Annotated in this window: 15 protein-coding genes; 5 read left to right on the forward strand and 10 right to left on the reverse strand. The window is 39.4% G+C overall.

What is annotated here, in order from left to right:
• Window positions 1–12: 12 nt before the first annotated feature.
• Together GJS41_RS08810 and GJS41_RS08815 are read right to left on the reverse strand one after the other, a co-directional pair.
• Window positions 13–1,074: a tRNA (5-methylaminomethyl-2-thiouridylate)-methyltransferase gene (locus GJS41_RS08810; RefSeq protein WP_154246904.1), complete on the reverse strand. Its 1,062-nt coding sequence runs from the start codon at window positions 1,072–1,074 to the stop codon at window positions 13–15.
• 411 nt (window positions 1,075–1,485) lie between these two features.
• On the reverse strand, window positions 1,486–1,758 hold the full coding sequence (locus tag GJS41_RS08815) for a sulfurtransferase TusA family protein (RefSeq protein WP_154246905.1): 273 nt from the start codon (window positions 1,756–1,758) through the stop codon (window positions 1,486–1,488).
• A gap of 154 nt (window positions 1,759–1,912) precedes the next feature.
• Between GJS41_RS08815 and typA the strand changes: the two genes are divergently transcribed.
• The 3 genes from typA to dtd all read left to right on the forward strand — a co-directional run bounded on the left by typA (window position 1,913) and on the right by dtd (window position 4,654).
• Complete coding sequence (gene typA, locus GJS41_RS08820) at window positions 1,913–3,733, forward strand: translational GTPase TypA (RefSeq protein ID WP_154246906.1); 1,821 nt, start codon at window positions 1,913–1,915, stop codon at window positions 3,731–3,733.
• Between the two features lie 109 nt (window positions 3,734–3,842).
• Window positions 3,843–4,220, forward strand: a complete 378-nt coding sequence (locus GJS41_RS08825; protein WP_154246907.1) for a membrane lipoprotein lipid attachment site-containing protein — start codon at window positions 3,843–3,845, stop codon at window positions 4,218–4,220.
• On the forward strand, window positions 4,217–4,654 hold the full coding sequence (gene dtd, locus GJS41_RS08830; RefSeq protein WP_154246908.1) for a D-aminoacyl-tRNA deacylase: 438 nt from the start codon (window positions 4,217–4,219) through the stop codon (window positions 4,652–4,654). Before GJS41_RS08825 ends, dtd begins: the two co-directional genes overlap by 4 nt.
• A gap of 16 nt (window positions 4,655–4,670) precedes the next feature.
• On the opposite strand, the gene GJS41_RS08835 is transcribed toward dtd, so the two are convergent.
• Entirely contained in the window at window positions 4,671–6,548 is a 1,878-nt protein-coding gene (locus GJS41_RS08835) for an MFS transporter (RefSeq protein ID WP_154246909.1), read from the reverse strand.
• Between the two features lie 22 nt (window positions 6,549–6,570).
• The gene (locus GJS41_RS08840; RefSeq protein WP_154246910.1) at window positions 6,571–7,404 is read right to left on the reverse strand and encodes a TatD family hydrolase; all 834 of its coding nucleotides are present in this window, start codon (window positions 7,402–7,404) and stop codon (window positions 6,571–6,573) included.
• Window positions 7,405–7,491: 87 nt separating this feature from the next.
• Between GJS41_RS08840 and GJS41_RS08845 the strand changes: the two genes are divergently transcribed.
• Both GJS41_RS08845 and GJS41_RS08850 read left to right on the forward strand, forming a co-directional pair.
• Entirely contained in the window at window positions 7,492–8,544 is a 1,053-nt protein-coding gene (locus GJS41_RS08845) for an AI-2E family transporter (RefSeq protein ID WP_154246911.1), read from the forward strand.
• Window positions 8,545–8,698: 154 nt separating this feature from the next.
• Entirely contained in the window at window positions 8,699–10,042 is a 1,344-nt protein-coding gene (locus GJS41_RS08850; RefSeq protein ID WP_154246912.1) for a M24 family metallopeptidase, read from the forward strand.
• Between the two features lie 49 nt (window positions 10,043–10,091).
• Here the strand turns inward: GJS41_RS08850 and GJS41_RS08855 are convergent, their stop codons facing one another.
• From GJS41_RS08855 to ubiB, 6 genes are read right to left on the reverse strand one after another with little or no spacing between them, the layout of a single operon-like run.
• A complete protein-coding gene (locus GJS41_RS08855) occupies window positions 10,092–10,544 on the reverse strand; it encodes a DUF4442 domain-containing protein (protein WP_370515664.1) in 453 nt (150 codons plus the stop codon).
• Window positions 10,541–11,302, reverse strand: a complete 762-nt coding sequence (gene tatC / locus GJS41_RS08860) for a twin-arginine translocase subunit TatC (protein WP_154246913.1) — start codon at window positions 11,300–11,302, stop codon at window positions 10,541–10,543. The genes GJS41_RS08855 and tatC overlap by 4 nt, the downstream gene beginning before the upstream one ends.
• Window positions 11,299–11,607, reverse strand: a complete 309-nt coding sequence (gene tatB / locus GJS41_RS08865) for a Sec-independent protein translocase protein TatB (protein ID WP_154246914.1) — start codon at window positions 11,605–11,607, stop codon at window positions 11,299–11,301. Before tatB ends, tatC begins: the two co-directional genes overlap by 4 nt.
• Window positions 11,608–11,620: 13 nt before the next feature.
• Window positions 11,621–11,866, reverse strand: coding sequence for a Sec-independent protein translocase subunit TatA (tatA, locus tag GJS41_RS08870; protein ID WP_154246915.1), 246 nt, complete (start codon window positions 11,864–11,866; stop codon window positions 11,621–11,623).
• Between the two features lie 26 nt (window positions 11,867–11,892).
• Complete coding sequence (locus GJS41_RS08875; RefSeq protein WP_154246916.1) at window positions 11,893–12,225, reverse strand: histidine triad nucleotide-binding protein; 333 nt, start codon at window positions 12,223–12,225, stop codon at window positions 11,893–11,895.
• 29 nt (window positions 12,226–12,254) lie between these two features.
• The gene (ubiB, locus tag GJS41_RS08880; RefSeq protein WP_154246917.1) at window positions 12,255–13,901 is read right to left on the reverse strand and encodes a ubiquinone biosynthesis regulatory protein kinase UbiB; all 1,647 of its coding nucleotides are present in this window, start codon (window positions 13,899–13,901) and stop codon (window positions 12,255–12,257) included.
• Between the last annotated feature and the right edge of the window lie 6 nt (window positions 13,902–13,907).

Raw genomic sequence — 13,907 nt, forward strand, 5'->3', positions numbered from 1 at the left:
ACCATGCAACTATTAAATATGCCACTCATCTAAAACATCGTGAGCAGCCATCGGCTTGACATCCATAACGAAGGAAGAGCCTTCAAAGTTATCCACTTCAACAGTAACTTTATCGGCGCCTTTTCCACCAGAATAACGCGCAACAATTTGAGCAGCTAACTTTAGATCTTCTTTATCAAAAGTACCTTCTACTAGAGTTAGAGGGCCACCATGGCTAACCGTGTGAATTGTGGTGAATTCTTTACGATAGCCTCGTAAGAAGTTATTTTCTCCTTCTTCACGGCTAACAATAATCTTAAAGTTAGGCTTCGGTCTAATATGTCGCCCTACTTTTAATAGCATAATATCATCAAGCTCATAATGCTTTTCACCACGAGCCTCCCAAAGGTCTGCAAGTTTCTTTGAGTAGTTTGCATCGGTTAAGAAGCAGCAGCCACCAGCAGGTTGAGCAAAGTCTTCAAAACCAAATTTTTTCGCAAGCTCAAACTGAGGTTTTCGACTTCTACCTGTGAAACCGAGAAGCTCTTCACGCTGTACCCAACCTTCACGTTCTGGCAGGGTTGGCATTAGATTTTGTGCACATAAAGGACGTAACAATCTATCCTCAGCACCAGACTCACGTGCAATAATTGGCATCGTTTCCTTGCGTTGAGACTTAGGTCTTTGTCCAATGACTTCACCAGTAATAATAAAGTCGAATCCGTTTTCATCAGCCCAAGCTTGAGCTTGATTGACCATATAGATTTTGCAATCGAGGCAAGGATTGAGATTAGCACCATAGCCGTGCTTAGGGTTATAAACAATATCTTTGTATTCTTCTGAAATATCAATAATATGCAGCTTTATTCCAAGTTGTTCAGCGCTCCACAACGCATTGTTTCGTTTTTGCTTTTCTTTATCTTTTTTACGAATAGCATGGGTATGGCCTTCTACGCAAAATCCAGTGTAAAAATTAATACCTTCAACATGAACCCCTTGCTCTTGGACAACTCTGGCCGCTAATAAAGAGTCTAAACCACCAGAAATTAATGCGACGGCTTTGCGTTGAGGTTTTGTGTTCGATAATTCAGTCATGCTAATTCAGAAATTGTGCTGCTCAAAAAATGGACAGCGATTATAGCTGAAGCCGAGAGCGTAAGCAAAGTAAGACGGCTAGTTTTTGATGATAATGATAGGATCTAAAATGGACCTTTCTTCTCTACTGTGTTTATTGGGAACATCGACTATCGAATATTTATAGAGAGCAAGGCTTATCCAAGGCCCTTTACATCAACAATCAATACGCTTATTTAAAACACTTAAATAGTGGCGTCACCGAGCAATATCTTGGCTGACTTACTAACGGGTGCTATTGTTGATGGCACATAATGAAATGGAATGAACAAACGACTTCATATCGCTATTCTACATGCCTATCTTTGAATAGGCATAGAGTATTAATCGTTGGGATTTAACCAGGTTGAATTTTGGAATTTAAAGTATCATTTACTTTCTTAGCAAAAATTGGATAGTGTGATCGTCAAGCTCAGCAAATCCTATCACAGTTATATCATTGATTCTGGACCAAGTAGGGATATCTGCCATAGTTCCAGGGTCAGTACAGATAACCTTGAGGTATTCGCCAACGTGCATATCTTTTAATTTATTCTGGGTTTTAATTACCGGCATAGGACACAGTAAGCGATAGCACTCCAAAACTTCGAAATTCTCAGTCACATCTAGAAGTCGTAGGAATTCAGTTTGTTCCAATTTGGACATTTTCATTTCTCAAAGATTGATTAACTTAGAGATTATAGGTGATTTATAGCTTTAGAGTAAATTAAAGGAAAGTGATTATTTTCTGTCCGAAACCCTTTATCTAGTGTAGAATTGCGCCACTTTTTATAGCTCCAACTAGATTAACGAGAATCTCATGATCGAAAAATTACGCAATATTGCGATTATTGCCCACGTTGACCACGGTAAAACGACTTTGGTTGATAAGCTGCTTGAGCAGTCAGGTACTTTAGGTGAACGCGCTGGCGAGCAAGATCGTGTGATGGATTCCAACGATCTAGAAAAAGAGCGTGGCATTACCATTTTAGCTAAGAATACAGCTATTACTTGGAATGACTACCGTATTAACATCGTAGATACTCCTGGTCACGCCGATTTTGGTGGAGAAGTAGAGCGCGTGATGTCGATGGTGGATTCGGTATTACTACTGGTAGATGCGGCTGAAGGGCCAATGCCCCAAACTCGGTTTGTAACACAAAAAGCATTTGCACAAGGCTTGAAGCCAATATTAGTGATCAACAAGATTGATAAACCAGGCGCACGCCCTGATTGGGTTATGGATCAAGTCTTTGATTTGTTTGATAATCTTGGCGCTACTGATGAGCAACTAGACTTTGAAGTGGTTTATGCTTCTGCCTTGAATGGTTGGGCTAGTCGCGAAGAAGCCGAAACTGGCGAAAATATGCAACCATTGTTTCAAGCAATTGTCGACAATGTTTCTCCGCCACCTGCAAATAGCGAAGGTGGCTTCCAAATGCAAATCTCGCAATTGGATTATAATTCCTATGTTGGCGTTATTGGCGTTGGTCGTATTAAGCGCGGTAGCGTTAAAATTAATCAGCAGGTAACTATTGTTGGTGCCGATGGCGCTAAACGTAATGGTAAAGTAGGTCAAGTACTAGGTTACTTAGGCTTAGACCGCCATGAAGTCGAAACGGCGGAAGCTGGTGATATTATTGCTATCACAGGTTTGGGCGATTTAAAAATCTCAGACACTATTTGTGATCAAAATGAAGTGGAAGCTTTGCCTGCGCTTAGCGTTGATGAGCCGACAGTTACCATGACCTTCCAAGTGAATACTTCACCTTTTGCAGGTAAGGAAGGTAAATATGTTACTTCAAGAAATATTCTAGAGCGTTTGCACCAAGAGTTAGTTCATAACGTTGCATTAAGAGTAGAAGAAACTGATGATCCGGATAAATTTAAAGTATCAGGTCGTGGTGAATTACACTTGGGGATCTTGATTGAAAACATGCGTCGCGAAGGTTATGAGTTAGCAGTATCTCGTCCAGAAGTAATTATTAAAGAAGAAAACGGTCAATTAATGGAGCCTTACGAGTCAGTCACCATTGATGTGGAAGAAGAGCACCAGGGCAGCATTATGGAGAACTTAGGTTTGCGTAAAGCAGAACTAACTAATATGACTCCAGATGGTAAAGGCCGTATACGTATGGACTTTATGATGCCAAGTCGTGGTTTGATAGGCTTTCAAACAGAATTCATGACCTTAACATCTGGTTCGGGTTTGATGTATCACACGTTTGAGCATTATGGTCCACATAAAGGCGGCGAAATTGGTCAGCGCATTAATGGCGTTTTGATTTCTAATGGTCAAGGTAAAGCATTAACTAATGCCTTATTTAACTTGCAAGAACGTGGTCGTTTATTTGCCAAACATGGTGATGAAGTTTATGAAGGGCAAATTGTCGGTATTCACAGTCGCGCAAACGATTTGACGGTTAATGCTCTTAAAGGTAAGCAATTAACCAACGTTCGTGCATCAGGAACTGATGATGCGCAAGTTTTGACGCCTCCAATTAAGATGACTTTAGAGCAAGCTTTAGAATTTATTGATAATGATGAATTGGTTGAGGTTACTCCTGAGTCTATTCGTATTCGTAAGAAGTTATTAACGGAAAGCGAAAGAAAGCGTGCAGCAAGGCCGCCTAAAGCATAAAAGTTTGATGTTTTAAAAGCCGCGATTTAGCGGCTTTTTTTATGGCTACTGATATGCAACTTTTTCTTGCTATACTGTTCTTATATAAAAGATTGAAATTGGGGCGGCAATGAAAAAAATAATTCTTGCACTATCGATAGTGGTATTAACTGCTTGTTCAACAAGTACAGTTCAAAAAGTAGCGAAGGTTTCTCGCATACTAACCGGTGGCGATCCGCCTCGCTCGGCTTTTTTAGATTCGACTGTAAAGGAAGCGTTAGCTCATGAAATGAGCGTGTGTTTAGATGGTAATGAAAACGACATTGAGCTTAGAGCCGAATGTGCAAAAATAGCAGTAGCTAAAGTAAAAGAACAAAAAGGATTAGAAGAGGATATAGATCTGGGTGGCGAAGTTATTGTGCGTCGTGTTGATGAAGATGAAGTGATAGATGGTACGAAAGAGGGTTCTGGGGAAAGTGATGAAATAAAAGGTGATGATGATCAATGATTGGATTATTGCAACGAGTCACTCAATCGAAAGTGTCTGTTAATGGGGCAGCTATTGGTGAAATAGAAAAAGGAATTATGGTTTTGGTGGGTGTGGAAAAAGACGATACTGAAACCTCGGCAGACAAATTGCTCAAGAAATTACTCAGTTATCGTGTATTTTCAGATGCAGCTGGCAAAATGAACTTATCATTGAAAGATATCGAAGGCGGCTTATTGTTAGTACCGCAGTTTACTTTGGCCGCAGATACAGACTCAGGGTTACGTCCCAGCTTTTCCAGTGCAGCACCTCCCACGTACGCAAGAAGATTATTCGAGTATATGGTTACTAAAGCACAAGCTGAGTATCACAAAACCGCAGCAGGACAGTTTGGCGCAGAGATGAAAGTTGAACTTATTAATGATGGCCCTGTAACCTTTAATTTAAAGGTCTAAATGAAAAGCTTAGAGATTACAGTTGTCCATCTCTAAGCTCACTCACTTTGTCATGCAACAGCTCTTTAGTTACTTCTGAGGCCGGAATTGGATCAGAAGCCACCAAGCCTACCCGAGTTCTAATTCGTTTAATTCTATCTGCAATTTTATTGGTTTTTTTACGACTGAATAAACTGTGCCATAAACCTTGCAAGGCCATTGGTACTACTGGCACAGGTGAATTTGCGATAATCTTTTCAATGCCAGCTTTGAATTCATTCATTTCACCGTCAGAGGTGAGTTTGCCTTCTGGGAAAATACAAACAATTTCACCTGCATCTAAGGCTTCTTGAATTTGATACATGGACTTATTGAGTAAGGATTCGTTCTCAGAGCGTCCAGCAATGGGAATCGCTTTAGCGGTTTTGAAAATAAAGCTGAGCACCGGAATTTGGAAAATCTTATAGTACATCACAAATCGAATAGGGCGACGCACATAGCCACCAATAATGAGTGAGTCAACATAACTGACGTGGTTACATACAATAACGCAAGGACCATCTTCAGGGATCTTATCTAGCCCTTTAGCTTTCACTTTATAAATGGTGCTGATCAAAATCCAAATTAAGAATCGCATCAAAAACTCGGGCACTAGAGTGAAGATATAAATAGCCACTACCGCATTTAGAATTCCGGTAATTAACAGTAACTCTGGAATAGTAATACCTAAAGTAAGGAGCCCTGCAGCGAAGACAGCCGCGACAACCATAAATAAAGAGTTGATGATGTTGTTGCCTGCTATTACGCGGGATAGGAATTCTCGGTCGCATCGTTCTTGAACCAGAGCATATAAGGGAACAATGTAAAAACCACCAAAAACCCCGACGAATGTGCAGTCAATTAAGGTTCGAATTGCCCCAGGTGTTTCGATAAATTGCCATGGCCCTAAACTGCCATCAAAGCCAACTTGAGGGTTGGCCAGATATAAATCGATAGCAAACCAAGTCATACCAATAGCGCCAAAGGGAACTAGGCCTAATTCCACACGCTTGCCTGACATCTTTTCACATAGTGCTGAACCTAAACCAATGCCAACAGAAAAAACTGTTAGCAATAAAATTGCAGTAAAGGCATTTCCATCAAGGCTTACTTTTGCAAAAGTATTAATTTGAGTTAAGAAAATAGTTCCGTAAAACCAAAACCAAGAAATGCCAAGGATCGCTAAAAACACTACTCGGTTACGGCGGGTAAACTGTAGAGTCTTATAGGTTTGAGTCACTGGGTTCCAGTTAATTTTTAGGTCAGGTTGTACCGCTTTGGTATGCGGTATGCGGCTACTTGCAAAATAACCTAAAACTGCAACTGAAAGTATTAAAACGGAAAGTACGATCTTGCCGGTTTCGTTGTAACCAATTAGCGCGCCACCAACGATTGTGCCGATTAAAATCGCTACAAAGGTGCCCATCTCTACCATGCCATTACCACCGACTAACTCTTCATCTTTTAAGTGCTGCGGTAAAATAGAGTATTTTATTGGCCCAAAGAATGTGGATTGCAGGCCTAATAAAAATAGAATGGTGAGTAAGAAATAAATATTATCGAGATAGAGACCAATGACCGCTAATATCATGATAAAAATTTCGAGGACTTTAATTTTTCGAATTAACCAAGATTTTTCAAATTTCTCGGCAAACTGCCCAGCGGTAGCGGAAAATAAGAAAAACGGGACAATAAATAAACCTGCTGCGACATTGGTCATAATCTGCGGTTCTAACGCAATCTTTCCAGCAGAATAGTAGGTAATAAGTGTAATGAGTGCTTGCTTAAAAGTACTGTCATTAAAAGCGCCTAATGCTTGGGTCACAAAATAGGAAGAAAAGAACTTTTGTTTAAATAATTGAAATTGATTAGCCATTAAACTTCCTGTTATTTATTGTTTAAGTAATTTGAAATGCATTAGTAGTATCGAGTTTAAAAAAATCTAGAGCATTTTGATAGCTGATTTTTGCAATATATTCCAAGTCTTGGTTTCTACATCCAGCAATTTTTTTCGCAATATGTGGTAAATACCTAGGCTCATTTCGATTAGACTTTGGCTTAGGTCTTAAGTCGCGTGGTATTAAATAAGGGGCATCGGTTTCAATCATTAGCCGATCATCAGGAATAAGAGGGATAATTTTCGACAAGCCAACCCCACGCCGTTCATCGCAAACCCAGCCAGTAATGCCAATATATAAATCGCGCTCAAGATAAGACTCTAAAGCTGGCAGATTACCGGTAAAACAATGAATTATCGCTTTGGGTAAATCAGCGGCATATTCATCTAATATTTCAACCATCCGCTCATTCGCATCACGTTCATGTAGAAATAGCGGTTTGTTAATGGCACAGGCTAATTCTATTTGCTGTCTGAAAACTGCTTCTTGGATTGCAGGTGGAGAAAAGTTGCGATTAAAATCTAAACCACATTCGCCAACGGCTACGACTCTTTCATGCTTTAACAAGGACTTGATAGTTTGAAAGTCGTCTTCGATAAAATCTTTTGCATCGTGTGGATGACAGCCAGCGGTTGAGAATAGCAAAGGGTTTTGTAATGTTAATTGATAAGCAGCAATGCTTTCTTGAGCGTCGGTGCCAGTAATCACTTGGGCAATCACTCCAGCTTCTTCTGCGCACTGGATAACTTCATTGCGATCTTTGTTGAATCTGGAATTGGTTAAATTTACCCCTATGTCTATATAAACAGCGGTGTTGTTATCGTTAAACGCCATAAAGCTGTGATTTTATTAGAAAAACTATCACTAGATGGTATAAACTAAAATCAATAAAAACAAGGGGCAGGAGCCTAATTCAATACAATGCAAATAAGTCGCGCAACTAATGTCCTTTTAGCCATAGCCGCTACCTTTATTATTATTGCTGGCATGAAAGCTGCCAGTAGTTTTATTGTTCCGGTAATTTTATCGATTTTTGTATCGATTATTTTAAGCCCTTTGTATTTTTTCTTTGCTTCAAGCAAAGTCCCTTATACACAAAAAAATATCCCAGACTGGTTATCAATAATTTTGGTGGTAGTGATTGCTGGTTTTGTCTTTTTTATGATCGGTAAATTAGTGGGTAATTCTGTTCAAGATTTTTCAGATAAATTGCCACAATACCAAAGCGCACTAACTAATAAATTGTCAGGATTAATTGAAAACTTAAAAAGCTTTGGTCTACCGATACCAGAAACAGGGATTTCGCAAAACTTCTCTCCTGGCATGATTATGAATGTCTCTACCTCAGTACTCAATGGTTTAGGATCTTTATTAAGTAATACCTTTTTAATCGTTTTCACTTCTATCTTCTTATTAATGGAAGCCAGTATCTTTTCCGATAAATTGCATAGAGCATTCCCAGCGTCCGAATTAGGCAATAGCAAAGCAAAAGATGGCACCGACCAAGTTATCGAAAAAATTAAGCGCTACGCGACTATCAAATCAGTTGTGAGCTTAATGACCGGCGCTTTTATTTCAGCTTGGTTGTGGTTCTTTAATGTGGAATATCCATTTTTATGGGGTTTAGTGGCCTTTATGTTTAACTTTATCCCCAATATTGGTTCTATTATTGCTGCAGTGCCAGCCGTGATATTGGCTTGGTTATCCCCTGAAAGTACATTGGCAACTCCTATCTTAGTAGCAGTAGGGTACCTACTGGTGAACTTTATTGTTGGTAATATTGTCGAGCCCAAATTCATGGGAAAAGGTTTGGGACTTTCGACTTTAGTAGTTTTCTTATCCTTACTGTTTTGGGGCTGGGTTTTAGGCCCAGTAGGAATGCTATTATCAGTACCCTTGACCATTATTGTTAAGATTATTCTTGATGCTAATGAGGAGACGCGGTGGATTGGGATTATGTTGGGTGACAAATAATTTGAGCTACTGTGCTCGAAAACTCTTTGTTAAAAGGTAAATTTAAAATACTCATATAGAAAACTATACTCCGTTTTTAAATTTCCCTTTTTGCCTCGATTTTTCTTCGTTCGTAACGCTCAAAATCATTTTAAGATTATTGTAGAGACTTTTTATGAAAAAATTAATTAGTGTTTTATTGTTGTTGGCTGCTTTGCAGGCTCATGCCGAAAAGTATGAGCAAGGTTTAGTGGTAGAGACGACGCCGGAGATTTTAAATTATCAAGAACGCGCAAAAGTTCAGAATCAAATTCTAAATCATCGCTTGAATAATTTATTACCCCAATTGATGAAAGAGTCTGGTCTTGATATGTGGTTGGTCATCAATCGTGAATATGGCGAAGATAGGCTTTTTTATACGCTAGTACCGCAACCAACTTTTGCGGCGCGCAGAACAACCTTGTTAGTTTTTGCCTTAAAGGATAATAAAGTGGAGCGCTTTAGTGTGAGTCGTTACAGTATCGGCGATGTCTATAAAACCCGTTGGGATGGTGGTACTAAAGATCAGCAATGGCAAAGACTAGCCGAAATTATTGAAGAGTATGAGCCTAATAAAATTGGTATCAATGTTAGCAAGGATTGGGCAATTGCCGATGGTTTAAGCCAGGGACTTTATCAACAATTAAATGATGCCCTTCCGGAAAAATACCAGAAACGTTTAGTTAGCTCAAAAGATATGGTGATTCGTTGGATGGAAACTCGCACTGAGCCTGAGTTAGCGCTGTATCCTAACATTGTCAAAATGGCCCGCTCCGTGATTTCTGAAGCCTTTTCTACAAAAGCCATTACCCCTGGAGTTACCACAAGTGACGATTTGTCTTGGTTTATAAGAGAACGATTTGAAGAATTACAATTAAGCCCCTGGTTCCAACCTTATGTCACTATCCAAAGAAAAGGCGACATTAATGATCCTTTGGCACCATTTTTTGGTAAAGGAAAGCGGACCATTATGCCAGGGGATTTAATTCATACCGATGTTGGGATCTGTTATTTAGGCTTATGTACTGACACTCAAGAAGTGGGTTATGTTGCTAAAAATGATGAGTTTGGAATACCGCAAGGATTTATTAACGCTTTAGCAAAAGGTAATCAATGGCAAGACCAACTCACCGAATCTTATGCTACTGGTAAAACTGGTAATGAGATCTTAAAAACAACTCAAGAAAAGGCTAAACGAAAGGGATTGATTAGTAGTACCTATACTCATCCCTTAGGCTTTGTTGGTCATGCCGTAGGACCAACTATTGGAATGTGGGATAACCAAGCAAAAACGCCAATACAGGGCGATTGGAAACTTTATCCTAATACTGCTTATGCCATTGAAGGAAATGTAAAAGTAAAACTTCCAGAATGGGATAATCAACTGATTCAAATACCTTTAGAGCAGTCAGCCTATTTTGATGGTGAAAAGGTTATTTACTTAGGTGGGCGTCAGACTGAGTGGCATTTTGTTAAATAGGAGCTTAGCAAGTAAGATGTGCCACACATTAAGTCCAAGAAATCAGGAGCTACTTGCCTTTATTCGCGATATATAAAGTTTTCCAAACTTTGGCAATCATGTTGCCTTCGGCATCTTTAATATCAACTTCGAAGACGGGTTCTATTGTGTCTTGAGTGTTTAATTGCTCTTTCCACTCATCTAAAGTTTCTTGTGATAGATGATATTCGGCAAAGACATCTTTTTTGGTGGCTTTAATAAATTTAATCTCTGCTTTTTTATCCCAGACTATGTAGTCTTTGCCGATTTGGTAAAAGGCCATGAGCATATAAAAAGGGTCCGTCATAGAAAATAAAGAGCCACCGTAATGGGTGCCAACCGCATTTTGGTTATACCAACTTCTTTTCAAGCGAACTTTGGCATAGGACCAATCATCTGTAATCACTAAAACTTTGATGCCAGTAAAGCGAAAAGGGAACCAAAGATTTAAACCAAACTTTAGTCTTTTGGGAGTAATTTTCACGCTTGGGAATCCTCGGTGGTTTCTTCTTTTTTTGCGGGGAATGCTTTGCCAAAAATTAAGCCTACTTCAAACAACAGCCACATAGGAATTGCTAATAAAGTTTGCGAAATGACATCCGGTGGAGTCAGTAACATGCCAAATATGAAGGCGCCAACGACAATATAAGGTCTTTTCTTGGCAAGTGATTCAACATTAGAAATTCCAGACCAGATCAATAACAAGGTGATAATAGGAACTTGGAAAGCAAGTCCAAAAGCAAAAAACAGTTTAATGGATACGTCGAGGTAACTGGTTATATCTGGCATATAGACAACGCCATCAGGAGCGATGCTGGGTAAGAATTGAAACAAGATGGGCAAAATCACAAAGTATGCAAAAGCAATGCCGGCATAAAACAAAAACACACTAGAAAATAATAACGGGAAGGCGAATCGTTTTTCTTTGGCGTAAAGACCAGGAGAAACAAAGCCCCAAGCTTGATGTAGTATTACAGGAATGGCAAGAAATACAGCGGTCACAAAAGCCAGTTTCAAAGGTGCTAAAAAAGGCGATATAACTCCGGTAGCAATTTGCTGAGAGTTTTCAGGCAGGTTGTTGCTTAATGGAATTGATAGCAACTCATATAAACGATTTGCGAAAATAGCTAACACTATAAAAATCACTCCAACCACCAAAACCACCCGCAATAGGCGGTCGCGCAGTTCCACTAGATGTGAAACTAATGGCATATCAATATCTTGAGATTCTTGTGGGCTCATTCTTTAGATTTAAGACGCTCTTCAGCTTGTTGTAATGTTTGTTCTGCTTCTTCTCTAAGGATTTCTAATTCTGTGTCGGCGGCTTGCTCTTTGATTAGTTTTTCATGTTCAGCGACGCGTTTCTTTAGTTCATCAATTTCCAATTCGCGATTAATTTGATGATTAAACTGAGTCATGGTTGATTTAGCTTTGCCAAACCAGCGTCCGACCGTTCTAGCAGCTTTGGGTAGGCGCTCAGGACCAAGAACTAAAAGGGCGATCACAAATATGATCAGCCATTCAAAGATACCAGTGTCAAAAGGCATAGTAGTGTTTTATCTATTTACGCTCGACAGGGGATTCTTCTTTTGCGTCAGAAGTTTCTGTAAATTCGGCATCTTGCTTTTCGACGGCTTCAGGCTGAGCATCAGCATTATTTTCGCTACCTTTTTCATCTTTCACCGCATCTTTAAAATTCTTTAAAGCACCACCTAAATCACCACCGATATTTTTTAGCTTTTTTGTACCAAATAATAAAACCACGATTAGTAATACGATTAATAATTGCCAAACACTAAAACCCATAATAAACCTCTGCCTTTATCAGGATATTAAAAAGGTAACGGACCGCCGCCACCTAAAATATGTATATGTATATGAAATACGATTTGCCCACCATCTTTACCAGTATTGATGATGGTCCTAAAACCTTCTAAGCCTGCATCTTTTGCAACCTCTGGAACTTTGGTCATCATATAGCCCATAAGTTCTGAATCTTCAGCAGTAACTTCAGCTAAACTATGGATATGCTTTTTTGGAATCATCAATAAATGCACTGGAGCTTTTGGTGCAATGTCTTTAAAAACCAAAACTTGCTCATCCTCATAGACCTTGTCACTTGGGATTTCATTATTGATGATTTTGCAAAAAATACAGTCAGTCATAAGTGTTTACTGTTGAATGTGATTTTAGCCTACTTAGTAGCCGGCCATAGGCTTTTAATTAAAAAATAAGCGGCGCCTAATCCAAGGCCAACTGCCGGCCAAAAATTATTCGGCATCGCAGTATAAATTAATCCCGCAGTAATGGCTAAGCTGGAGCCTATCACAGCATACTTTTGCGCATACTGTTGACGAAGTTTGTGAGTTTCTAGCTCAACCATTTGCTGCTTGATGTCATCAAATGATTCCGCCAAATGGTTTACTTGGTCAACTGCCTTGATAATTTTACCGGGCACTTTGGGTAATTCTTCTAAAATTTGTGGTGCTTCTTGTTTCATCTGTTTAAAAAAGTTTATCGGTGAATACTTATCTTTAATCCATTGCCTCAAAAAAGGCTGAGCTGTTTCCCACAAATCTAGTTCAGGATAAAGCTGGCGACCAAGGCCTTCAATATACAACAAAGTCTTCTGTAAAAGTACTAACTGTGGCTGAACTTGCATATTAAATTTTCGCGCAGTCTGAAAAAGTTGTATTAAAAAGTGTCCAAATGAAATCTCTGAAATCTTTTTACCAAAAATAGGCTCACAGGCGGCACGTATTGCTGACTCAAATTCAGTAACTGAGACATTTTTATCGATCCAGCCGGATTCAATATGCAATTCTGCAATTCTTCGATAATTTTGGTCAAAAAAGGCTAAGAAGTTATCCGCTAAATAGCGTTTGTCTGACTCGTTCAGAGTGCCCATAATGCCGCAATCTATCGCTATATATTGTGGCTTACTGGGATTGCTTATGTCCACAAAGATATTGCCGGGATGCATATCTGCATGGAAGAAACTATCTCTAAACACTTGAGTAAAAAAGATCTCGACTCCTCGATTAGCTAATTCTTGCATATCCACGCCAGCATCGATCAACTGTTGGACCTCTCCTACTGGAACCCCTGAAATTCTTTCCATGACCATGACTTTATTGCGGCAATAGTCCCAATAAACTTTTGGTACATAGAGCAATTCCGAACCTTCAAAATTACCGCGCAAATTAGAGCAATTGGCAGCCTCAATTCTTAAGTCAATTTCTCGCTTAATGGTTTCGTCATAATCTTTAACCACTTCTTTAATACGAAAGCGGCGTGCCTCACTGGAGTACTTTTCGGCCCATTGCGCTAAGGAATGCATCATATCCAAATCTTTCTGGATCTTCTTTCGTATTCCTGGTCTCAGAACTTTCACTACCACATCTTGGCCGTCTTTTAGAACTGCTGCGTGTACTTGGGCTATGGAAGCAGAGGCTAGTGGCGATTGTTCAAAGGATGTAAAAACTGACGTAAGGGGTTGTTCTAATTGACTTTCGATAACTTGAATAGCTTTTTCGTTATCAAATGGCTCAACCTGATCTTGAAGCTTGGCTAGATCATCTGCAATATCTGGCGGGATAATGTCGCGACGGGTGGAGAGCATTTGACCGAGCTTGATGTAAATAGGACCTAATTCGGTTAAGGCCATAGCGAGCCTTTTACCGCGGGATTTGTCCTTGTGTTGCGAACTTGTTAAGGAAAAAATTTTAGCAATAAAGCGAAATTTAGCGATGGGTGTTGGCGCTAGAAATTCATCCAAACCATACTTAATTAAAGTACGGTTAATCGTCATAGCATGATGCAGTTGCTTAAGTTTACTCATCGAAAA

Source organism: Kangiella sp. HZ709 (assembly GCF_009674675.1).
Lineage (GTDB): Bacteria > Pseudomonadota > Gammaproteobacteria > Enterobacterales > Kangiellaceae > Kangiella.